Origin of the sequence: Enterobacter cloacae complex sp. IR5402, from assembly GCF_049238125.1 — a bacterium.
Lineage (GTDB): Bacteria > Pseudomonadota > Gammaproteobacteria > Enterobacterales > Enterobacteriaceae > Enterobacter > Enterobacter hormaechei_C.
In genome coordinates this window covers 77,442-99,055 of record NZ_JBMKHO010000013.1, presented here as the reverse complement: position 1 = coordinate 99,055, position 21,614 = coordinate 77,442, and the positions used below count along the sequence as shown (strand labels likewise).

Below are 21,614 nucleotides of genomic sequence, written 5' to 3'. Positions count from 1 at the left end.
CTCCTGTAACGGAAAACGAACCCGCCCCGAAGGGCGGGAGAGCGTCAGGCGATTTGCGCCAGGTGGGCATCAATTTTGTTCATGATGGCGTCGGCGCGTTTTACCGCGTCGCTGATATTGACGCGTACAATGGTTTTCCCGGCAAAGCGCTCTTCGAATTTAATGCCGATATCTTTGGTCAGGATCACCATATCGGCGGCGGCAACGTCTTCTGCCGTCAGTTCGTTCTCCAGGCCAATTGACCCCTGCGTTTCAACCTTCACTTCCCAACCTTTAGATTTGGCGGCACTTTCCAGCGCTTCGGCCGCCATGTAGGTATGGGCAACGCCTGACGGACAAGCTGTTACTGCGATAATTCGGGCCATGTTCTTTTCCTCAATCAGTTAATTTCGAAATCCAGATCCAGGTCGTCCTCTTTTTCCTCGACCTGTTTTGCATTCTTGCGGGCAAAACTCTTCAGCACGTTAACGCTAATGGCCGTCACAACAGCCCCCACGGCAACCGCCACGATGTAGCCCAGCTTGCCCTCCACCACAGGGAGAACGATGAGCCCGCCCCAACCGGCATAGCATTGTGCGCCCATCACGGCGGCCGTCACTGCGCCACATGCGGATCCCAGCATGATGGAGGGAATAACGCGCAGAGGATCAGCAGCAGCGAACGGAATGGCCCCTTCGGTGACCCCCACGCAGCCCATCACTAATGCAGCCTTACCCGCTTCACGCTCTTCACCGGTAAAATTCTTGCGATTAATCAGCGTCGCCAGGCCTAATCCTAGCGGTGGTATGCAAATAGCCACGGCGGCAATTGCAACGACGGTATAGACGCCCTGCGCAACGCAAATCAGCATGAAGGCATACGCCACTTTGTTGACCGGGCCGCCCATATCGAACGCCAGCATGAGACCGATAATAATGGCGAGTACCACAATGCTGCCCTGCTGCATTCCTTGCAGCCACTGGGTAAGGCCGGTGGTCAGTGCGCCTACAGGCTCGCCCAGCCCCCACATCATGATGCCTGCTGTGATAAACGTGCCGATAATCGGGATGATGAAGATAGGCATGACGGAGCGCAGCACTTTCGGGACCGGCAGTTTTTTCAAGTACCAAACGACAATCCCACCGAAAATCCCGGCGATAATCGCGCCAAAGAACCCGGCACCGAAGCTGTTGCCCACCCAGGCGGCAATTGCACAGGGAGCCAGCGCGGCACGTTCTGCAATGGAGTAGCCGATATAGGCGGCGAGGAATGGCACCATCAGCGTTAACCCCACCACGCCGATATCAAAGAGATTTTTCAGGTTGGGATCAGTTGCGGCATCGGGCACCGCGCCTTTGCCATACAACATGACCGAAACCGCCAGCAAAATGCCGCCCGAGACCACAAACGGGATCATGTGCGACACCCCAGTCATCAGATGCTGCCGCGTGTTCTTGAGAATATGCACCAACTCTTTCATATGTCGCTCCTGGCCTAAAACCATAAAGATGTTGTGGCAAACAATAGGCAATCAGGAAGACGGCGGACAGGAGACAAAAAGGCCATTTACTGGATTTTTGTAATGTCGAAATAAAAATGCGATCCGCCTCGACATTTCTGATAGACGTTACGCATAAGACAAAGGACCACAACCTGTGAGTCAAATCTCACTTTCCACGTGACATTACATTTGTCCAGCTTTTGGCAGATTTGTCACATGGCGCGCGTCATCAACACACTCGTATGCTGTTGCCCAATGAATGAGGATTGATTTCAGGAGTGTGTATGGCTCTCGTAGTGGAATTTACCTGTGAATTACCCAACGGTGTTCACGCGCGTCCGGCAAGTCATGTGGAAACGCTGTGCAATACGTTTATCTCGCAAATCGAATGGCACAACCTGCGCACAGACCGTAAAGGGAATGCCAAGAGCGCACTGGCAGTCATTGGCACCGATACGCTGGCAGGCGATGCCTGTCGTCTGGTGATCCAAGGTGAAGATGAGCAGAACGCCTATCAGCAACTGGAACAATGGCTCCGGGAAGAGTTCCCACACTGTGATGCGCCGCTCGCAGAAGCCATTAATATTGAGCGCGATCCGCTGCCAGAATCCCTCGCGCGCCTTAATCCAACGCTTTTCCGCGCCCTGCCCGTTTGCAGCGGTAGCGCCCAGGGCGTGTTGACCTTGCTGGCCTCGCTGGATCTCAACGCACTGTCAGATTTACCCGAAGCGAAAGACGAAGGAGATGAGCAGTTAGCACTGGATAATGGTCTCACCCTGCTGGTGAAAAACATTGAGCTGCGCGCGCTGGACAGCGACAGCACCGCCAGCGCCATTCTTGAAGCCCATCGTTCGCTGGCTACGGATACCTCGCTGCGCCAGCACCTCCTGTCAGGGGTCAACCGGGGCTTAAGCTGCGCTCAGGCCATCATCGCCACGGCGAACCATTTCTGCGATACGTTCTCTCGTTCCAGCAGCACGTATTTGCAGGAGCGTGTGCTGGACGTACGCGACGTCTGCTATCAGCTTTTACAGCATATCTACGGTGAAGCGCGTTTCCCGTCTCCGGGGCAACTGACGCAGCCGAGCGTCTGCCTTGCTGACGACCTCACGCCCGGCCAGTTCCTGGAACTGGATAAAACCTTGCTAAAAGGGCTGCTGTTAAAAAGCGGTGGAACAACCTCGCATACGGTTATTCTTGCACGTTCCTTTAATATTCCGACGCTGGTGGGCGTCGACAATGAAAGCCTGCTGCAGTGGCGCAATCAATCCGTATTTATCGATGGCAATGCTGGTGCCGTCGTGGTCGATGCCAGCGATGCGGTGGCGCGCTACTACCGACAGGAAGCACGGGTACAACAGGCACTACGCGAGCAGCAGGGCATCTGGCTGGACCGGGAAGCCAGAACCGCCGACGGCCTGCGGGTTGAGATTGCCGCGAACATCGCCCATGCGGTGGAAGCGCAGGCAGCCTTTGAGAACGGCGCCGAGGGCGTTGGCCTGTTTCGCACCGAAATGCTTTATATGGACCGCAGCAGCGCGCCCGGTGAAAACGAGCTCTACAACATTTTCTGTCAGGCACTGGAAAGTGCAAACGGGCGCAGCATCATCGTGCGGACCATGGATATCGGCGGCGATAAGCCGGTAGAGTACCTGAAGATCCCGGCCGAAAATAACCCGTTCCTCGGTTACCGCGCCGTACGTATTTACGAAGAGTATGCAGTGCTTTTCACCACCCAGCTTCGGGCGATCCTGCGCGCCTCTGCTCACGGCAGCCTGAAGATCATGATCCCGATGATCTCTTCCATGGAAGAGATCCTGTGGGTGAAAGAGAAACTTGCCGAAGCGAAACAACAGCTCCGCGCTGAGCATATTCCGTTTGATGAGAAAATCCCGCTTGGCATCATGCTGGAAGTCCCTTCGGTGATGTTTATCATCGACCAGTGCTGCGAAGAGATTGATTTCTTTAGCATCGGTAGCAATGACCTGACGCAGTATCTGCTGGCTGTTGATCGCGATAACGCCAAAGTCACACGCCATTACAACAGCCTGAACCCGGCCTTCCTGAGGGCGCTGGATTACGCGGTACAAGCCGTCCATCGCCAGGGGAAATGGATTGGCCTGTGCGGCGAACTGGGTGCAAAAGGCTCGGTGTTGCCATTGCTGGTGGGTCTGGGTTTGGACGAGCTGAGCATGGGGTCGCCCGCTATCCCGGCAACCAAAGCGCGTCTGGCTCAGCTTGATAGCCGCGCCTGCCGCCAGTTGCTGAATCAGGCCATGGCGTGTCGCACTTCGCTTGAAGTGGAGCACCTGCTGGCGCAGTTCCGCATGAATCAGCAGGACACACCTCTGGTTACACCTCGCTGCATTTCACTGGACAATGACTGGAACAGCAAAGAAGAGGTCATGAAGGGAATGACCGATAACCTGCTGCTCGCAGGACGTTGCCGCTACCCACGCAAGCTGGAGGCCGATCTGTGGGCACGCGAAGCGGTCTTCTCCACCGGGCTCGGCTTTAGCTTTGCTATCCCGCACAGCAAATCGGAGCACATTGAGCAATCCACCATCAGCGTTGCACGCCTGAAAGCCCCCGTCATGTGGGGAGATGAAGAAGCACAATTCATCATCATGCTAACGCTGAATAAACACGCCGCGGGCGATCAGCATATGCGTATTTTCTCCCGACTGGCACGCCGCATCATGCATGAGGATTTCCGCAATGCGCTGGTTAACGCCAGCTCAGGGGAGGCGATTGCTTCCCTGCTACAACACGAATTAGAACTGTAAAACGAGGAAGAGTGATGGAACTGTACCTGGATACCGCCAACGTGGCGGAAGTTGAACGCCTTGCACGCATCTTCCCCATCGCGGGCGTCACCACCAACCCAAGCATCATTGCCGCCAGCCGTGAATCCATCTGGGACGTGCTGCCGCGCCTGCAAAAAGCCATTGGGCCGGAAGGCATGCTGTTTGCTCAAACCATGAGCCGCGATGCCGAAGAAATGGTGGCGGAAGCAAAACGGCTGAACAATGCCCTGCCGGACATCGTGGTAAAAATTCCCGTCACTGCACAGGGGCTCATCGCGATTAAGGCGCTGAAGAAAGAGGGAATTACCACGCTGGGCACCGCCGTTTACAGCGCCGCTCAGGGTTTACTGGCCGCGCTGGCAGGCGCGAAATACGTTGCGCCGTACGTCAACCGCGTCGACGCACAGGGCGGCGACGGTATTGGCATGGTACAGGAGCTGCAGTCCCTGCTGGAACTGCATGCGCCGGAAAGCATGGTGCTGGCTGCCAGCTTTAAAACGCCGCGCCAGGCGCTGGATTGCCTGTTGGCAGGATGTGAGGCAATCACGCTTCCCTTAGACGTAGCGCAACAAATGCTCGACACACCAGCGGTAGAGTCAGCCATAGAGAAGTTCGAGCAGGACTGGAAAAACGCGTTTGGTAACCTCAACCTCTAAGGGAGAACTGTTATGGACCGTATTATTCAATCGCCGGGGAAATACATTCAGGGTGCAGATGTTCTTACTCGCCTCGGCGACTACCTGAAGCCGCTGGCGAATCGCTGGCTGGTGGTGGGCGATAAATTTGTGCTGGGTTTTGCTGAAGAAACCCTGCGTCAGAGTTTTAAAAAAGCCGGACTCCATGCCGAAATCGCACCGTTTGGTGGCGAATGTTCGCAAAATGAAATCGATCGCCTGAAAAAGCTGGCCGACAGCGCCGACTGCCTGGCGGTGCTGGGTATCGGCGGCGGAAAAACGCTGGATACCGCCAAAGCGCTGGCGCACTTTATGGACGTGCCGGTGGCCATTGCCCCGACCATTGCCTCCACCGATGCGCCGTGCAGCGCCCTCTCCGTGATTTATACGGACAGCGGTGAGTTCGATCGCTACCTGATGCTGCCGCACAACCCGAACATGGTGATTGTCGATACCAAAGTGGTGGCAGGCGCACCTGCGCGCCTGCTGGCCGCCGGGATTGGCGATGCACTGGCAACCTGGTTTGAAGCGCGCGCCTGTTCGCGCAGCGGCGCCACGACCATGGCGGGTGGCAAGTGCACGCAGGCAGCGTTAGCGCTGGCAGAGCTGTGCTACAACACGCTGGTTGAAGAGGGCGAGAAAGCGATGCTGGCGGCAGAGCAGCATGTCGTCACACCGGCGCTGGAACGCATTATCGAAGCCAACACCTATCTCAGCGGGGTGGGCTTTGAAAGCGGCGGGCTGGCGGCGGCGCACGCCATTCACAACGGCATGACGGCGGTGCCGGATGCGCATCATTTTTACCATGGTGAAAAGGTCGCGTTCGGCACACTGACACAGCTGGTACTGGAGAACGCGCCGGTTGAAGAAATTGAGACCGTCGCCGCGCTTTGCCACAGCGTTGGGCTGCCGATCACCCTGGCGCAGCTGAACATCAAAGAGGATATTCCGGCCAAAATGCGGCTGATCGCGGAAGCGTCCTGCGCCGAAGGTGAAACCATTCACAACATGCCTGGCGGCGTCACGCCGGATCAGGTCTATGCGGCGCTGCTGGTGGCCGACCAGTATGGACAGCGATTCTTGCAGGAGTGGGAGTAACGAAAAAAGCCGGGTGGCGCTGCGCTTACCCGGCCTACATGGCACTTTAATTTGTAGGCCGGGTAAGGCGTAGCCGCCACCCGGCACATGGGTTACTTCACGTCAAACCGGTCCAAATCCATCACTCGCGCCCACGCGGCAACAAAATCACGGACGAACTTCTCGTGTGCATCACTGCTGGCGTAAACTTCGGCCAGCGCACGCAGGACGGCGTTTGAACCGAAGACCAGATCGGCGCGGGTGGCGGTGTATTTCACTTCCCCGCTGGCGCGATCGCTACCGGCAAACAGCTCGTTTGAGTCATCGGTCGCTTTCCACTGGGTGTTCATATCCAGCAGATTAACGAAGAAGTCGTTGCTCAGCACGCCCTCGCGGTTGGTAAACACGCCATTCTTGCTGCCATCGAAGTTTGCACCCAGTACGCGCAGACCGCCGATTAGCACCGTCAGTTCCGGCGCGGTCAGGGTCAGCTGCTGGGCTTTGTCGATCAGCAGCGACTCGGTGGTGGACACATCCACCTGCGCACGGTAGTTGCGGAAACCGTCGGCAACCGGTTCGAGCAGGTTAAACATCTCGATGTCCGTCTGGTCCTGACGCGCATCTACGCGGCCTGGGGTAAACGGTACGTTGACGTAAACGCCTGCCGCTTTCGCCGCCTGCTCAACGCCCACAACACCTGCCAGCACGATGATATCGGCCAGTGAGGCTTTATTAGTGGTGCGCTGAATAGCTTCCAGAGCCGGTAACGCCCGTACCGCCGCGGCGTTCACATCCCAGTCGCGCTGAGGCGCCAGCGCCAGACGCGCGCCGTTAGCGCCGCCACGCTTGTCGCCGCCGCGGAAGGTCGATGCCGACGCCCAGGCCACGGAAACCAGCTCGCTCACGGAGAGACCAGAGGCCGCGATTTCCGCTTTCAGGCTTTCAATATCTTCCTGCGTCGGATGGAACACCGGCTGAGGCAGCGGATCCTGCCAAATCAAATCTTCTTTCGGCACTTCCGGGCCAATGTACCGCGCTTTTGGCCCCATATCGCGATGGGTCAGCTTGAACCACGCGCGCGCAAAGGCTTCGTTGAAGGCCTGCGGATCGTTCAGGAAGCGACGGGAAATTTTCTCGAATTCCGGATCAAAACGCAGCGTCAGGTCGGTGACCAGCATGGTTGGCTTGCGTTTTTTCGACGGGTCAAACGGGTCAGGCATAATTTCTGGCGCATCCACGGCTTCAAACTGAATGGCGCCCGCCGGGCTACGCGTCTGCACCCATTCGTATTTGAACAGGTTCTCGAAGAAGTAGTTGCTCCACTGGGTCGGGGTTTGAGACCAGATAACTTCCAGCCCGGAGGTGATGGCGTCAGCGCCAATACCGGTGCCGTGCGTGCTGGCCCAGCCCAGACCCTGCGCTTCAATCGGCGACGCTTCCGGGTCAGTGCCCACATGCGTGGCTTCGCCTGCGCCGTGCGTTTTACCGAGCGTATGGCCGCCTGCAATCAGCGCGACGGTCTCTTCGTCGTTCATGCCCATATTGCCAAAGGTAGCGCGGATCGCCGCCGCCGCAGACAGCGGTTCACCGCTGGCGTTTGGCCCTTCCGGGTTAACGTAAATCAGGCCCATTTCAGTGGCCGCAAGCGGGCGCTTCGCCAGCGCTTCCGGGTCACGGTGGGTCAGCCAGGCTTTTTCATCGCCCCAGTTCACATCCAGATCCGGTTCCCAGACGTCTTCACGCCCGGCACCGAAACCAAAAGTGCGGAAGCCGGAGTTCTCCAGCGCCACGTTACCCGCGAGGATAAACAGGTCGGCCCAGGAGATTTTTTGTCCGTATTTTTGCTTAACTGGCCACAGCAGACGGCGAGCCTTATCCAGGCTGACGTTATCAGGCCAGGAGTTCAGCGGCGCAAAACGTTGCTGGCCGCGCCCCGCGCCGCCGCGACCGTCAACGGAGCGATAGGTACCCGCACCGTGCCAGGCCATACGAATAAACAGGCCCGCATAGCTTCCCCAGTCGGCAGGCCACCACGGTTGTGAGTCAGTTAAAAGGGCTTTGAGATCGCCCTTAAGGGCGGAATAGTCGAGCTTGCTGAATTCTTTGCGGTAGTCGAAGTCTTCACCCAGCGGGTTCGAACGGTTGGAATGTTGGTTTAGAAGATCGATGCGGAGTTGTTTAGGCCACCAATCTTTGCTGCCGGTACCTGCACCCGCGCTGTGATCGACGCCGCCCTGGTGGAACGGACATTTGCCGGCGGATGCCGCGTTATTGGTCTCGTCTGACATGCTCATCGCTATGCTCCCTTTACAGTGTTACCGTTACGATATACACCACTAGCGATAAGAGATAGTTGAATTAATCCACAGATTCGATAGCTAATACCTTTTAACTCTCTGTTCGATTAAAAAGCCCTCGTTTTATGAGGGCTTTTTACTTTACAGCGCCGGGCGAACACCGAGCGTATGGCAAATGGCATAGCTCATTTCCGCGCGATTCAGGGTATAGAAATGGAAATCTTTCACCCCTTCGCGGCTTAAAATCTTCACCATGTCCATCGCGATATTGGCTCCCACCAGCTTGCGGGTTTCCGGGTCGTCGTCCAGCCCTTCATACATTTTGGACATCCACAGCGGAATGCGCACGTTGGTCATATCCGCGAATTTCTTCGCCTGTTTGAAGTTCGAGACCGGCAGAATACCAGGGATGATTTCGACATCAATACCTGCCGAGACGCAGCGGTCACGAAAGCGCAGGTAGCTTTCAACGTCAAAGAAGAACTGAGTAATCGCACGGTTAGCACCAGCCTCCACTTTACGCTTCAGGTTGAGCAGATCCGCCTGGGCACTTTTGGCTTCCGGGTGAACTTCAGGGTAGGCGGCCACGGAGATATCAAAGTCGGCAACGTCTTTCAGCAGGCCGACCAGATCGGCGGCAAACATCTCTGGCTTACCGCTGCCTGGCGGGAGGTCGCCGCGCAGGGCCACAATGTGGCGAATGCCGTTATTCCAGTAGTCCTGGGCAATGGCGCGCAGTTCATCACGGGTGGCGTCGATACAGGTCAGGTGCGGCGCCGCTTCCAGACCGGTTCGGTCTTTAATGCCCTTAATGATGCTGTGCGTGCGGTCACGCTCACCGGAGTTGGCGCCGTAGGTCACGGAGACGAACTTCGGCTTGAGGCTGCTCAGGCGATCGATAGAGCTCCACAGGGTTTGCTCCATTTCACTGGTGCGCGGCGGGAAAAATTCAAAAGAGACGTTAATCTGGCCGTTTACTTCGGCCAGGCTCTGGTTCAGTGCTTCCCGCTGGTTGGCGTGAAAAAAGCTCATACCCTACCCCTATCAATCGCGTGTCATTGTCTGTTGTGTTGTGAACTTCTATACGTTTAGACGTCCAGATGTAAAAATGACGGAAAAGCGGGATGACGTCAACAGAAATAATCAACATTAACGGTGAGGTTTGTTCAGGGAAGATGAAGGGCATTCATGATGGGGGTGAGTGCGGTCTGATACCCTCACCCCGACCCTCTCCCACAGGGAGAGGGAAATGCAGACGTTACAGCAGCTTAGCCAGACGATTAATGTCGGACTGAATGGCTCCGGCGGTGACATCGCGTCCCGCGCCCGGGCCACGGATCACCAGCGGGTTATCGCGGTACCAGCGGCTTTCGATGGCGAAGACGTTGTCGCATGGCAGGAGCGCCGCCAGCGGATGTTCAGGACGCACCGCCTCCACGCCCACGCGCGCTTTACCGTTCGCCTCGAAGCGCGCCACGTAACGCAGCACCAGCCCCATCTCGTTAGCCGCTTCCAGACGTTGCACCATCTGCTCGTTCAGCTCGTCGCCGTTCTCGAAGAAGTGATCGACGGACCCTTCCTCGCAGCCCGCAGGCACCAGCGACTCAACGCGTACCTGACCCGGCTCAATGTCGTAGCCGGCTTCACGCGCCAGGATCACCAGCTTGCGCATCACGTCTTTACCGGCAAGGTCAACGCGCGGATCCGGCTCGGTTAAACCCTGCTGCCACGCCTGATCCACCAGGTCGGTGAACGGCACGGTGCCGTCAAATTGCAGGAACAGCCAGGAGAGCGTGCCGGAGAAGATCCCGCTCAGCGCCAGAATGCTGTCGCCGCTTTCAATCAGATCGCGCACGGTATGGTTAACCGGCAGACCTGCGCCAACGGTGGCGTTATACAGCCAGTGACGACCCGTTTTTTCGAACGCGTCGTGGATCTGGCGATATTTATCAGTGCTGCTCGCGCCCGCCAGCTTGTTGGCGCTGATGACGTGGAACCCGTGGCTGGCGAAATCCAGATACTGATCGGCCAGCTGCTCGCTGGCGGTCACATCCAGCACTACCAGATCGTCATACGGGTGCGCACGCATCCACAGGAACAGCGACTCTTCATCTTGCTCGACGGCTTCATCATTAAAGAAGGCCAGCGCGCGGCTGGCATCCAGCCCTTCGTAGTTCAGCAGGCTGCGGCGGCTGTCCACCACGCCTGCGAGAATGAATTCGAACCCGGTACGCGCCGAGAGCGTGACCTGTTCGCGGGCGAACAGCTCCAGCCAGCGGGAACCGATGTTGCCTTTACCAAACAGCACCAGGCCGATGCGTTTTTCCGCACGGAACAGGGAGGTATGCAGGCCCTGAATCAGGCTTTCGGTTGGCCCTTTACGCAGAACGGCAACCAGGCTGATGCCCTCTTCTGATTGCCAGGTGAACTCCACCGGCTGGCCTTTCAGCTGCTGCCAGAAGCGGTGGCAGTGCAGCGGGTTACGGGTGACGCCCGCGCCTACCATCGCCACCAGCGCCAGCCCCTGACGCAGGCGAAGCTCGCCCGGCAGGCCCGCTTCATCCAGAATTTTCAGGGCGCTGTCCACCACTTCGGCGGTATAGCAGAACTGCAACAGCTGGCGATCGTTATGCACGCCAACGGCCAGCGGACGCACCTGAGCACGTTTCAGGATGGTGTCGATATCTTTGTGCGCCAGTTTGAAATCCTGGCCCGCAGGCACCTGGAACTCAATCAGGCAGATGTCATCGTGGCTGGTGACAATGCGCGCGCCCGTACCGGATGCCAGCACGCGCTCGATGCGGGTGGAACCCTGATCCGGCGTGTAGCTACAGCGTAGTTGCAGGTCGATGTCGCTGCCGGAAACCGGCTGTAGCGTGCGCGCGTGCAGCACCGGGGCCGCCAGACGCGCCAGCTCGCTCGCTTCGTCGAGACGCAGCAGCGGCAGCAGGCAGGCATCTTTCACTTTGCGCGGGTCCGCGCTGTACACACCGGCCACGTCGCTCCAGATGGTGACGCGGGACACGCCCGCCAGGGCACCAATCTGTGTTGCCGAGTAGTCAGAGCCGTTACGGCCCAGCAGAACGGTTTCGCCGGCATTGCTGCGGCTGATAAAGCCGGTGACGACAATACGTTTACCGGGATGTTGCACCAGCAGCTGTTGCAGCAGCGGGTAGGACAACCCTTCGTCCACCTGCGGCTGCGCGGCACGTTCGGCACGCAGGAAATCACGCGCGTCGAGCCAGGCGGCTTCCACACCCAGGTGTTGCAGCACGGCGGCCATCAGGCGCGCAGACCACACTTCACCGTGGCCAACCACTTCGGCATACACCGCATCGGTAATGCCGCTGTCCAGCAGAGCGGCCAGACGCTCAAGGTCGTGCGTAAAAGCGCTAATCAGCCCGTCCGCCACGTCCGCAGGCAGCAAACCGGCAATCAGTTCGCTCTGGTAACGACGTAAGGACTGTTGCACCTGATGCGCAGAGAGGCGATCGGTCTGGCTCAGTTTCAGCCAGCTAATCAACTGGTTGGTGGTGCTGCCTGCCGCAGAGACAACCATCATGTCCCCCGGCTGTGAATACTCGGTCATGATCCCTGCGACACGCAGGTAACATTTCACATCAGCAAGACTACTACCACCAAACTTGTGCAGCTGACGACCCTTCGCCCCTGCCTGCGCTATCACACTCATGATTACCCCTTGGCTGCGACCCGGAAGCCATTTTCCAGATCGGCAATTAAATCTTCAGAATCTTCAATACCGGTCGAGATACGCAGCAGCGTCTCGGAAATCCCGGCGGCGGCACGTGCTTCGGGTGCCATACCTGCGTGCGTCATAGTTGCGGCGTGGGAGATCAAGCTTTCTACTCCCCCTAAGGATTCCGCCAGCGTAAACAATGACAACCCGCTCAGGAAGCGACGCAGCGTTTGCTCGTCACCGTCCAGTTCAAAACTTAACATCGCGCCAAATCCTTTCTGTTGGCGCGCGGCAATCTCGTGCCCCTGGTTTTCCGGCAGCGACGGGTGATAAAGCTTTTTCACCAGCGGCTGGTTTTTCAGGAAATCCACGATCGCCTGGGCATTACGCTGCGCCACGTCCATACGCGGTGATAGCGTGCGAATACCGCGCAGCAGCAAATAGCTGTCGAACGCGCCCGCGGTGACGCCAATGTTATTGGCCCACCATGCCAGTTCGGTGACAACGTCGGGATCTCTGGCAATCACCACGCCCGCCACCACGTCAGAATGGCCGTTCAGATATTTCGTGCATGAATGCAACACCAGATCGGCACCCAGTGCCAGTGGGTTCTGAAGGGCCGGACTGAGGAACGTATTATCCACTACACTTATCGCTCCCGCATCCCTTGCGAGCTGACAAATTTTCGCAATATCGACTACGCGCAACAATGGATTGCTTGGACTTTCCACCAGAACCAGCTTCGGCTGCTCGGCAAGCGCCTGTTTCAGCGCCTGTTCGTCGTTTTGATCGACAAACAGCACACGGTAGCAGCCACGTTTCGCCAGGCTATCAAACAGACGATAGCTGCCGCCGTAACAGTCGTGTGGCGCCACCAGCAGATCGCCAGGTTTCAGGAACACTGTGGTTACCAGGTGAATGGCAGACATGCCGGTATTGGTTAATACCGCCCCTGCGCCGCCTTCCAGTTCCGCCAGCGCGCGCTGGGTGACGTCGCGCGTAGGATTGCCGCGACGCGAGTAGTCATGCGCGCGAGGTTCATTAAATCCGGTGAAATTATAGGTACTGGAGAGATGAATTGGCGGGACAACGCAGCCGTACTGCTCGTCATCATTCAATCCGCTACGCACTGCGATGGTGGCCTGTTTACGCGTCATGGTGAGGCTTCCTGGCGAATGAGGTGAAAAGTCAGGCACCAGAGTAAACATTGAAAGTATGGACGTCAATACATCTGGACATCTAAACTTCTTTGCGTATAGATTGAGCAATGCGCAAATAGCCGTTAAAATTATATGCTTTAGGACACGCTACAGCGGCAATATCCGTGCCTCGGTATCGTCTCTACGGTAAACTACGCAAGATTACGGTTCAAAACTGATGGTTACGGGTTTTGCACCTTTAGATTAATGACTGAGAGGATTAAAGGTATCTCATGGCTGAATGGAGCGGCGAATATATCAGCCCATACGCTGAGCACGGTAAGAAGAGTGAGCAAGTCAAGAAAATCACGGTGTCCATTCCTCTGAAGGTGTTGAAGATCCTCACCGATGAACGTACGCGTCGTCAGGTGAACAACCTGCGTCACGCCACTAACAGCGAACTGCTGTGCGAAGCGTTCCTGCATGCGTTTACCGGCCAACCGTTGCCGAACGATGACGATCTGCGTAAAGAACGCAGTGACGAAATCCCGGAAGAGGCGAAGGTGATCATGCGTGAACTGGGTATCGACCCGGAGACCTGGGAATACTAACAGCGATGCGGTCCCGCTGAGGGTGCTCAGCGGGATGGTTTCTCAGAAGTTGTAACCTAAGCCGACACGCAGACGCGTTTGTCGGTCGTCAGTGGTAGCAGTGTTATAGCCGGAAGAGACATTACCCACCTCCACGAATGGCACCCACGAATCGATGTTATACGCCACGCGGAAGTTATATTCGTAATCCTCTTTTTTGTTGTTATACAGATATTCGTTGTCGGCGAATTTATAAATTCCGTTCAGCTCAAACATCCAGTTATCAATATTATATCCCAGCCACATTTCCGGGCGATATACCAGTCTGTCATCTTTACCGTCTGCATTACGGCGGGTATATTCGGTACGATAACGGAACGCCGTCCACCAGCTTTCATTAATATTATACTGTACGCGTAAATAGGGTTTATAAATAGCCATGTCGTCACCCATTTCAACCGCGATACCCGGCTGCCAGATAAATCCCTGCCAGGTAAACTGGTAGCTGGCAGTATATTCGTTGCTGTTACTTTCCATATTATTGAGCGCATCATTAGATTGCTTTTCGTCTGAGCGTGAGACGGCCTCTACGGCCACACCAAAGCCCGTCCCGAAACGGTGTGACATGTACACACGGTCATAGTTACGTCCATCGTCGTAATACTCGTGTCGGTAATCAACATATCCCGCCTGCGCCGCGCACGATAGTAATGGAAGCACGAATAAAAGTTGCTTCAGTTTCATCCTTTTTCCCTCAAAGTAAATACACCCTGAAAGCCATCGCTGTTGAAATGGCAAATAAGAATTTATGTCGAGCGCAGTGTAATTTTACACCCAGAGGGAAACCTTTTATTTATTGCCATATCCGGCAATAAAATGGCAAACAGGCCAAGAATACAGAGATAAAGCTCACTATCCGTATAAATAGGAATATATTAAGACACGGTGATTATTTTTCGGAAAAATTAAAATATATATTTGAAGAGAAAATATAAATACAGAATTAATTCAGGAGAGATATTACAGGCACAAAAAAACCGCCCGGAGGCGGTTTCTTCTGGATGCTTATTTAGCGCCCGGGATGCTGAAACGCTTGTTGAAGCGGTCAACACGGCCACCGGTTGCAACATCACGCTGCTTACCAGTGTAGAACGGGTGGCATTTGCCGCACACGTCCAGGTTCAGATCGTGACCCACGGTAGAGCGGATCTGGATAGAGTTACCGCAAGAGCAGTTTGCAGTAATCATTTCGTATTTCGGGTGAATATCTTTTTTCATGGGAGAACCTCAGTTAAGGCCGCGTCGCTCTTCCAGCCCTAACGCCAGACACCACGCGATGTTGAATGTAAGTTCTTTGGCGTAAAATACACCAAAGGCGGCGAATCATACAGAATTTGACCAACGTATGCAAACTGATCCGCACGCCGCTTTCACTAATGTGTATACTAACGCGCCACTTTTCAAGTCAGGAAGATTCGATGCCCGTCGCTCACGTTGCCCTGCCCGTTCCGCTTCCCCGCACCTTTGACTACCTGCTGCCCGACAGCATGAGCGCCAAAGCGGGCTGTCGCGTGACCGTGCCGTTTGGCAAACAGCAGCGCGTGGGGATCGTGGTGTCCGTCAGTAATAAAAGCGAACTGCCGCTAAACGAGCTGAAATCGGTTGTTGAGGTGCTGGACAGCGAGCCGGTTTACTCCACCAGCACCTGGCGACTGCTGCTGTGGGCGGCAGATTATTATCATCATCCGATTGGCGACGTCCTGTTCCATGCCCTGCCCATTATGCTGCGCCAGGGTAAGAGCGCCAGCCACGCGCCAATGTGGTACTGGTTTGCCACCGAGCAGGGCCAGGCGGTGGACATTAACAGCCTGAAGCGCTCGCAAAAACAGCAGCAGGCGTTGGCCGCGCTGCGCCAGGGAAAAATCTGGCGCCATCAGGTCGACGAGCTTGAGGTAAGCGAAACCGCGTTGCAGGCATTAAGGAAGAAAGGGCTGAGCGAGCTGGCCAGTGAAGCACCTGCCCTTCACGACTGGCGCGACGGCTTTTCCGTCTCGGGCGATCGTCTGCGTCTGAATACCGAGCAGGCCACCGCCGTAGGCGCGATTCACAGCGCTGCCGATCGTTTTTCCGCCTGGCTGCTGGCGGGCGTCACCGGCTCCGGTAAAACCGAAGTGTATCTGAGCGTGCTGGAAAACGTGCTCGCGCAGGGCAAACAGGCGCTGGTGATGGTGCCGGAAATCGGCCTGACGCCGCAAACCATCGCGCGTTTCCGTGAACGTTTTAATGCGCCCGTTGAGGTTCTGCACTCCGGCCTGAACGACAGCGAGCGCCTCAGCGCCTGGCTGAAAGCGAAAAACGGCGAAGCGGCGATTGTGATCGGCACCCGTTCATCGCTGTTTACGCCGTTTAAAAATCTCGGCGTTATCGTGATCGATGAAGAGCATGACAGCTCCTATAAACAGCAGGAAGGCTGGCGCTATCACGCCCGCGACTTAGCCGTGTACCGCGCCCACAGCGAGCAAATCCCCATTATTCTCGGGTCTGCCACCCCCGCGCTTGAAACGCTGCACAACGTTCGCCAGCGTAAATACCACATGCTGCGCCTGACGCGCCGCGCGGGAAATGCCCGCCCGGCCATTCAGCATGTGCTGGATCTGAAAGGTCAGCAGGTGCAGGCCGGGTTAGCGCCTGCGCTGATTAGCCGCATGCGTCAGCATTTGCAGGCGGGCAACCAGGTGATCCTGTTCCTGAACCGCCGCGGCTTTGCGCCTGCGCTGCTGTGCCACGACTGCGGCTGGATCGCGGAGTGCCCGCGCTGCGATCACTACTACACCTTCCACCAGGCTCAGCGCCATTTGCGCTGCCACCACTGCGACAGCCAGCGTCCGGTCCCCCGTCAGTGCCCGTCCTGCGGCTCAACGCACATCGTGCCGGTCGGTCTGGGAACGGAACAGCTTGAACAGGCGCTCGCGCCCTTCTTCCCGGATGTGCCCATCTCCCGTATCGACAGGGATACCACCAGCCGTAAAGGGGCGCTTGAGCAGCAACTGGCGGAAGTACATCGTGGCGGCGCGCGTATCCTGATTGGTACTCAGATGCTGGCGAAAGGGCACCACTTCCCGGACGTGACGCTGGTCGCCCTGCTGGACGTCGACGGCGCGCTGTTCTCCGCGGATTTTCGCTCCGCCGAGCGTTTCGCCCAGCTTTATACCCAGGTTGCCGGTCGCGCTGGTCGAGCGGGTAAGCAGGGCGAGGTGGTGCTGCAAACGCACCACCCTGAACATCCGCTGCTGCAAACCCTGCTGCACAAAGGCTATGACGCCTTCGCGGACCAGGCGCTGGCCGAACGTCAGACGATGCAGCTTCCCCCGTGGACCAGCCACGTTATCATCCGTGCGGAAGACCATAATAACCAGCAGGCGCCGCTGTTCCTGCAACAGCTGAGAAACCTCCTGCAAGCCAGCCCGCTGGTGGATAATCAGCTGTGGATTTTAGGCCCGGTACCCGCGCTCGCCCCGAAACGCGGCGGCCGTTTCCGCTGGCAACTCTTACTTCAGCACCCCTCGCGTATCCGTTTACAGCAGATCGTCAGCGGCACGCTGGCGCTGATCAATACCCTGCCGGAAGCGCGAAAAGTGAAGTGGGTTCTGGACGTCGATCCGATTGAAGGCTGAAGACGGATCGAAAAATTTAATGCGCCTCACACTTTTTATGAAAATTCTGTAACCGATTCCATTAACTATCTGTAAAAATGGTGCGGTCCGCAGTTCGGTGTTCAGGCGAGGAGAAGACGTTGAAGTCCAGGAAAGAGGTTGCCTCGGCGACCATGAAAGACGTTGCCGAGAAAGCACAAGTCTCAACAGCAACCGTGTCCCGCGCATTGATGAACCCTGACAAAGTCTCCCAGGCGACCCGAAACCGGGTTGAAAAGGCGGCGCTTGAGGTCGGTTATTTTCCGCAAGCCATGGGGCGTAACGTAAAACGCAACGAATCCCGCACCATCCTGGTGATCGTGCCCGACATCTGCGATCCCTTCTTCAGCGAAATCATCCGCGGCATTGAAGTCACGGCCGCCGCCCAGGGCTATCTGGTGCTGATTGGCGATTGTGCCCACCAGAACCAGCAGGAAAAAACGTTCATCGACCTGATCATCACCAAGCAGATTGATGGCATGCTGCTGCTTGGCTCACGCCTGCCGTTTGATGCCAGCATTGAAGAACAGCGCAATTTACCGCCGATGGTCATGGCGAACGAATTCGCGCCGGAGCTGGAGCTGCCAACCGTTCATATCGATAACCTCACCGCCGCGTTCAACGCCGTGAACTATCTTCAGGAACTGGGGCATAAGCGCATCGGTTGTATCGCCGGACCAGAAGAGATGCCGCTGTGTCATTACCGCTTGCAGGGCTACGTTCAGGCGCTGCGCCGTACCGGGGCTATCGTCGATCCGCACTACATTGCGCGCGGTGATTTCACCTTTGAAGCGGGCGGGCAGGCGCTGGAAAAATTGCTGGCCTTGCCAGAACCGCCTACCGCGGTCTTCTGCCACAGCGACGTGATGGCGCTAGGGGCGTTATCCTACGCCAAACGTCACGGCCTGCGTGTGCCGCAGGACCTGTCGATAATCGGTTTTGATAATATTTCGCTTTCGGAGTTTTGCGATCCGCCGCTTTCGACCGTTGCACAGCCGCGGTATGACATTGGCCGGGAAGCGATGCTGCTTTTGCTGGATCAGCTGCACGGTCAAACAGTTAGCAGTGGGTCACGGCTACTGGATTGTGAGCTAATTGTGCGCGGCTCTACCCAGGCATTAACTTAAAGTAAATACCTTTCGACACCCTTATCTGGTCAAAGCCCCGTCGCTTAAGTAACATGGCGGGCTGACGAACGAATAAATACAGCGAAACGATAGTGGCACAACGAGATTATGTACGTCGCGGCCAGCCGGCACCTTCGCGACGCAAAAAGAGTAGTTCAAAAAGCAAGCAACGTAGCCTGTCTGCTGTCTCCCCAGCCATGGTCGCCATTGCTGCGGCCGTGCTGGTGGCCTTTATTGGCGGCCTCTACTTCATTACGCATCATAAAAAAGAAGAGTCTGAAGCCCTTCAGGGTAACAAGGTCGTCGGCAACGGCCTTCCTCCTAAGCCTGAAGAGCGCTGGCGCTACATTAAAGAGCTGGAAAGCCGCCAGCCTGGCGTACGTGCGCCTACCGAACCTTCTGCCGGGGGTGAAGTGAAGAATGCCGATCAGCTGACGGACGAACAGCGTCAATTGCTCGCTCAGATGCAGGCGGACATGCGCCAGCAGCCTACGCAGTTGAACGAAGTGCCGTGGAACGAACAAACCCCGGCGCAGCGTCAGCAAACATTGCAGCGCCAGCGTCAGGCTCAGCAGCAAACGCAACAGCAGCAGTGGACGCAGACGCAGCCGGTACAGCAGCCGCGTTCACAACCGCAGCAGCAGACGCGTACCGTACAAACTCAGCCTGTCCAGCAGCAACCGAAGGCGCAGCCGCAGAAGCAAACGGCACAGCCGTATCAGGATCTGTTGCAGACGCCTGCGCATACCACTGCGCAACAGCCAAAAACGCAGCAGGCTGCGCCGGTCACCAAAGAGACCGAGGTGCCGAAGCAGACGGCTGAGAAAAAAGATGAACGCCGCTGGATGGTTCAGTGCGGTTCGTTTAAAGGCGCCGAACAGGCAGAAACGGTGCGTGCTCAGCTGGCATTTGAAGGATTTGACTCACGCATTACCACCAATAACGGCTGGAATCGCGTAGTGATTGGACCGGTCAAAGGCAAAGAAAATGCCGATGGCACCATTTCCCGTTTGAAAGTGGCTGGCCACACAAACTGCATTCGACTCGCCTCCGGGGGTTGAAACCCCCAAAATCCCCCCCATCTATCATTTAATTCAGCCCTGAGCACAGGCTCAGGGCTTCTGTTTCCCGAATCTGTAACCAGGGGGTCTGCTCGTGACAACAATAGTAAGTGTACGCCGTAACGGCCAGGTGGTAATTGCCGGTGATGGCCAGGCCACGCTGGGTAATACCGTCATGAAAGGCAACGTGAAGAAAGTACGTCGTCTTTATAACGACAAAGTGATCGCCGGTTTCGCAGGCGGCACGGCTGATGCCTTCACGCTGTTTGAACTGTTTGAACGCAAACTGGAAATGCATCAGGGTCATCTGGTGAAAGCCGCCGTTGAGCTGGCAAAAGACTGGCGTACCGACCGCATGCTACGCAAGCTCGAAGCGCTGCTGGCCGTGGCTGACGAAAACGCCTCGCTGATCATCACCGGTAACGGCGACGTAGTTCAGCCTGAAAACGACCTGATTGCCATCGGCTCTGGCGGCCCGTACGCCCAGGCCGCAGCCCGTGCGCTGTTGGAAAATACCGACATGAACGCGCGCGATATCGCGGTGAAAGCGTTGGATATTGCAGGTGATATCTGCATCTATACCAACCACAATCACACCATCGAAGAATTACCGTCTAAAGCGTAAGGATCGCCCATGTCTGAAATGACCCCACGCGAAATTGTCAGCGAACTGAACAAACACATTATCGGCCAGGACAATGCCAAGCGCTCCGTGGCTATCGCACTGCGTAACCGCTGGCGTCGCATGCAGCTCGACGAAGAGCTTCGCCACGAAGTGACGCCAAAAAATATTCTGATGATCGGCCCGACCGGTGTGGGTAAAACCGAAATCGCCCGTCGTCTGGCCAAACTGGCTAACGCGCCGTTCATCAAAGTTGAAGCCACTAAGTTCACCGAAGTGGGCTATGTGGGTAAAGAAGTGGACTCCATCATCCGCGATCTGACCGATTCGGCGATTAAGATGGTGCGCGTCCAGGCGATTGAGAAAAACCGCTATCGCGCCGAAGAGATGGCCGAAGAGCGTATTCTCGACGTGCTGATCCCACCGGCAAAAAACAACTGGGGACAGGCTGAACAGCAGTCTGAACCTTCTGCTGCGCGTCAGGCATTCCGCAAAAAACTGCGCGAAGGCGAGCTGGACGATAAAGAGATTGAGATCGATCTCGCTGCCGCGCCAATGGGCGTGGAAATTATGGCGCCTCCGGGCATGGAAGAGATGACCAGCCAGTTGCAGTCCATGTTCCAGAACCTGGGCGGGCAGAAGCAGAAAGCGCGTAAGCTGAAAATCAAAGACGCGATGAAGCTGCTGATTGAAGAAGAAGCCGCGAAGCTGGTTAACCCGGAGGAGCTGAAACAGGACGCTATCGACGCGGTTGAGCAGCACGGTATCGTGTTTATCGACGAAATCGACAAAATCTGTAAGCGCGGCAACGCGTCCGGCCCGGATGTCTCCCGCGAAGGCGTTCAGCGCGACCTGCTGCCGCTGGTGGAAGGGTGCACCGTCTCCACCAAGCACGGCATGGTTAAAACTGACCACATTCTGTTTATCGCCTCCGGTGCGTTCCAGATTGCCAGCCCGTCTGACCTGATCCCGGAACTCCAGGGTCGTCTGCCAATCCGCGTTGAGTTGCAGGCGCTGACCACCGAAGATTTCGAACGTATCCTGACTGAGCCAAACGCTTCTGTGACCGTACAGTATAAAGCGCTGATGGCGACCGAAGGCGTGAACATTGAATTTACCGATGACGGTATCAAGCGCATCGCCCAGGCCGCGTGGCAGGTCAACGAAACCACCGAGAACATCGGTGCGCGTCGTCTGCACACCGTGCTGGAACGCCTGATGGAAGACATCTCTTATGATGCGAGCGACCTTAACGGTCAAAGCATTACCATTGACGCAGACTATGTGGGCAAACACCTGGATGCGTTAGTGGCAGATGAAGATCTGAGCCGTTTTATTCTATAATCGCGTT

At 56.6% G+C, this 21,614-nt stretch carries 17 protein-coding genes; 9 read left to right on the top strand and 8 right to left on the bottom strand.

All coding sequences use genetic code 11. The features are described 5' to 3' along the window. Nucleotides 1-44: 44 nt before the first annotated feature. Entirely contained in the window at nucleotides 45-365 is a 321-nt protein-coding gene (locus tag ACOTXL_RS18820) for a PTS fructose-like transporter subunit IIB (RefSeq protein WP_045346531.1), read from the bottom strand. A 14-nt stretch (nucleotides 366-379) separates the two neighbouring features. Next, on the bottom strand, nucleotides 380-1,459 hold the full coding sequence (locus ACOTXL_RS18815; protein ID WP_045350739.1) for a PTS fructose transporter subunit EIIC: 1,080 nt from the start codon (nucleotides 1,457-1,459) through the stop codon (nucleotides 380-382). 305 nt (nucleotides 1,460-1,764) lie between these two features. On the opposite strand from ACOTXL_RS18815, the gene ptsP reads away from it, so the two are divergent. Genes ptsP through gldA form a run of 3 tightly spaced genes read left to right on the top strand, consistent with a single transcriptional unit; the run spans nucleotide 1,765 to nucleotide 6,059 of the window. Next, nucleotides 1,765-4,266, top strand: coding sequence for a phosphoenolpyruvate--protein phosphotransferase (ptsP, locus tag ACOTXL_RS18810; protein ID WP_045350738.1), 2,502 nt, complete (start codon nucleotides 1,765-1,767; stop codon nucleotides 4,264-4,266). Nucleotides 4,267-4,280: 14 nt separating this feature from the next. Continuing rightward, nucleotides 4,281-4,943 carry a fructose-6-phosphate aldolase gene (gene fsa / locus ACOTXL_RS18805; RefSeq protein WP_023315033.1) on the top strand — a complete coding sequence of 221 codons (663 nt, stop codon included), beginning with the start codon at nucleotides 4,281-4,283 and terminating at the stop codon, nucleotides 4,941-4,943. A gap of 12 nt (nucleotides 4,944-4,955) precedes the next feature. Next, a complete protein-coding gene (gldA, locus tag ACOTXL_RS18800; protein ID WP_023315034.1) occupies nucleotides 4,956-6,059 on the top strand; it encodes a bifunctional L-1,2-propanediol dehydrogenase/glycerol dehydrogenase in 1,104 nt (367 codons plus the stop codon). A 92-nt stretch (nucleotides 6,060-6,151) separates the two neighbouring features. Here the strand turns inward: gldA and katG are convergent, their stop codons facing one another. The 4 genes from katG to metB all read right to left on the bottom strand — a co-directional run bounded on the left by katG (nucleotide 6,152) and on the right by metB (nucleotide 13,189). Continuing rightward, nucleotides 6,152-8,332 carry a catalase/peroxidase HPI gene (gene katG, locus ACOTXL_RS18795; RefSeq protein ID WP_003862046.1) on the bottom strand — a complete coding sequence of 727 codons (2,181 nt, stop codon included), beginning with the start codon at nucleotides 8,330-8,332 and terminating at the stop codon, nucleotides 6,152-6,154. Nucleotides 8,333-8,476: 144 nt separating this feature from the next. After that, nucleotides 8,477-9,367: a methylenetetrahydrofolate reductase gene (gene metF, locus ACOTXL_RS18790; RefSeq protein WP_003862045.1), complete on the bottom strand. Its 891-nt coding sequence runs from the start codon at nucleotides 9,365-9,367 to the stop codon at nucleotides 8,477-8,479. Nucleotides 9,368-9,593: 226 nt separating this feature from the next. Further along, nucleotides 9,594-12,026 carry a bifunctional aspartate kinase/homoserine dehydrogenase II gene (locus ACOTXL_RS18785; protein WP_003862044.1) on the bottom strand — a complete coding sequence of 811 codons (2,433 nt, stop codon included), beginning with the start codon at nucleotides 12,024-12,026 and terminating at the stop codon, nucleotides 9,594-9,596. Between the two features lie 2 nt (nucleotides 12,027-12,028). Next, nucleotides 12,029-13,189, bottom strand: coding sequence for a cystathionine gamma-synthase (gene metB, locus ACOTXL_RS18780; RefSeq protein ID WP_023323886.1), 1,161 nt, complete (start codon nucleotides 13,187-13,189; stop codon nucleotides 12,029-12,031). 275 nt (nucleotides 13,190-13,464) lie between these two features. On the opposite strand from metB, the gene metJ reads away from it, so the two are divergent. Further along, complete coding sequence (gene metJ, locus ACOTXL_RS18775) at nucleotides 13,465-13,782, top strand: met regulon transcriptional regulator MetJ (RefSeq protein WP_003862042.1); 318 nt, start codon at nucleotides 13,465-13,467, stop codon at nucleotides 13,780-13,782. A 42-nt stretch (nucleotides 13,783-13,824) separates the two neighbouring features. Here the strand turns inward: metJ and ACOTXL_RS18770 are convergent, their stop codons facing one another. Together ACOTXL_RS18770 and rpmE are read right to left on the bottom strand one after the other, a co-directional pair. Beyond that, a complete protein-coding gene (locus ACOTXL_RS18770) occupies nucleotides 13,825-14,505 on the bottom strand; it encodes an oligogalacturonate-specific porin KdgM family protein (protein WP_045617562.1) in 681 nt (226 codons plus the stop codon). 321 nt (nucleotides 14,506-14,826) lie between these two features. Next, nucleotides 14,827-15,039, bottom strand: coding sequence for a 50S ribosomal protein L31 (rpmE, locus tag ACOTXL_RS18765; RefSeq protein WP_003862040.1), 213 nt, complete (start codon nucleotides 15,037-15,039; stop codon nucleotides 14,827-14,829). A gap of 200 nt (nucleotides 15,040-15,239) precedes the next feature. Here rpmE and priA point away from each other — a divergent pair, with 200 nt between their 5' ends. From priA to hslU, 5 genes are all read left to right on the top strand, one after another. Next, on the top strand, nucleotides 15,240-17,435 hold the full coding sequence (gene priA, locus ACOTXL_RS18760; RefSeq protein ID WP_023315037.1) for a primosomal protein N': 2,196 nt from the start codon (nucleotides 15,240-15,242) through the stop codon (nucleotides 17,433-17,435). 119 nt (nucleotides 17,436-17,554) lie between these two features. Next, entirely contained in the window at nucleotides 17,555-18,580 is a 1,026-nt protein-coding gene (cytR, locus tag ACOTXL_RS18755; RefSeq protein WP_003862038.1) for a DNA-binding transcriptional regulator CytR, read from the top strand. A 92-nt stretch (nucleotides 18,581-18,672) separates the two neighbouring features. Continuing rightward, nucleotides 18,673-19,641, top strand: a complete 969-nt coding sequence (ftsN, locus tag ACOTXL_RS18750) for a cell division protein FtsN (protein ID WP_003862037.1) — start codon at nucleotides 18,673-18,675, stop codon at nucleotides 19,639-19,641. A 94-nt stretch (nucleotides 19,642-19,735) separates the two neighbouring features. After that, complete coding sequence (hslV, locus tag ACOTXL_RS18745; RefSeq protein ID WP_003862036.1) at nucleotides 19,736-20,266, top strand: ATP-dependent protease subunit HslV; 531 nt, start codon at nucleotides 19,736-19,738, stop codon at nucleotides 20,264-20,266. A 9-nt stretch (nucleotides 20,267-20,275) separates the two neighbouring features. Then, a complete protein-coding gene (gene hslU, locus ACOTXL_RS18740; protein ID WP_003862035.1) occupies nucleotides 20,276-21,607 on the top strand; it encodes an HslU--HslV peptidase ATPase subunit in 1,332 nt (443 codons plus the stop codon). Nucleotides 21,608-21,614 lie beyond the last annotated feature (7 nt).

What these genes read in the sequence shown, in the direction of transcription:
- rpmE (WP_003862040.1), bottom strand. Translation starts at nt 15,039, where the DNA reads ATGAAAAAAGATATTCACCCGAAATACGAAATGATTACTGCAAACTGC.
- priA (WP_023315037.1), top strand. Translation starts at nt 15,240, where the DNA reads ATGCCCGTCGCTCACGTTGCCCTGCCCGTTCCGCTTCCCCGCACCTTT.
- ACOTXL_RS18820 (WP_045346531.1), bottom strand. Translation starts at nt 365, where the DNA reads ATGGCCCGAATTATCGCAGTAACAGCTTGTCCGTCAGGCGTTGCCCAT.
- ACOTXL_RS18770 (WP_045617562.1), bottom strand. Translation starts at nt 14,505, where the DNA reads ATGAAACTGAAGCAACTTTTATTCGTGCTTCCATTACTATCGTGCGCG.
- metB (WP_023323886.1), bottom strand. Translation starts at nt 13,189, where the DNA reads ATGACGCGTAAACAGGCCACCATCGCAGTGCGTAGCGGATTGAATGAT.
- ptsP (WP_045350738.1), top strand. Translation starts at nt 1,765, where the DNA reads ATGGCTCTCGTAGTGGAATTTACCTGTGAATTACCCAACGGTGTTCAC.
- ACOTXL_RS18785 (WP_003862044.1), bottom strand. Translation starts at nt 12,026, where the DNA reads ATGAGTGTGATAGCGCAGGCAGGGGCGAAGGGTCGTCAGCTGCACAAG.
- metJ (WP_003862042.1), top strand. Translation starts at nt 13,465, where the DNA reads ATGGCTGAATGGAGCGGCGAATATATCAGCCCATACGCTGAGCACGGT.
- ACOTXL_RS18815 (WP_045350739.1), bottom strand. Translation starts at nt 1,459, where the DNA reads ATGAAAGAGTTGGTGCATATTCTCAAGAACACGCGGCAGCATCTGATG.
- fsa (WP_023315033.1), top strand. Translation starts at nt 4,281, where the DNA reads ATGGAACTGTACCTGGATACCGCCAACGTGGCGGAAGTTGAACGCCTT.
- gldA (WP_023315034.1), top strand. Translation starts at nt 4,956, where the DNA reads ATGGACCGTATTATTCAATCGCCGGGGAAATACATTCAGGGTGCAGAT.
- metF (WP_003862045.1), bottom strand. Translation starts at nt 9,367, where the DNA reads ATGAGCTTTTTTCACGCCAACCAGCGGGAAGCACTGAACCAGAGCCTG.
- hslU (WP_003862035.1), top strand. Translation starts at nt 20,276, where the DNA reads ATGTCTGAAATGACCCCACGCGAAATTGTCAGCGAACTGAACAAACAC.
- katG (WP_003862046.1), bottom strand. Translation starts at nt 8,332, where the DNA reads ATGAGCATGTCAGACGAGACCAATAACGCGGCATCCGCCGGCAAATGT.